Origin of the sequence: Shewanella sp. T24-MNA-CIBAN-0130 (assembly GCF_040310185.1) — a bacterium.
In the GTDB taxonomy this organism is placed as follows: domain Bacteria; phylum Pseudomonadota; class Gammaproteobacteria; order Enterobacterales; family Shewanellaceae; genus Shewanella; species Shewanella psychromarinicola.
Genome location: NZ_JBEOPP010000502.1, coordinates 1 through 244 on the forward strand (window position 1 = coordinate 1; position 244 = coordinate 244).

Here is a 244-nt window from a genome sequence, read left to right on the forward strand (position 1 = left end):
GCATAGCATGCACCAAATGAACATGAGTGGCCACTTTATTGGCATGTGGGTTAATTTTGTTATCAGTGCCTGCGTGATTGCGTTGGTTATTGGTGCAATGAACCGTGCTTTACAACAACGTGAGCGCACTATTGCCAAAGTTAGAGAGAAACAGTTGCGTAGTGAACAACTGGTTACTCTCGATGGCGCAGCGGCGCAAATTACTCATCAATTAGCAACGCCTATTGCTAATTTACAATTATTG

Annotated in this window: 1 pseudogene; it reads left to right on the top strand. The window is 43.4% G+C overall.

Features of this window, described 5'->3' with window-relative positions:
- A pseudogene (locus AAEZ02_RS23280) lies at positions 1–244 on the top strand (sensor histidine kinase); the annotation flags it as partial.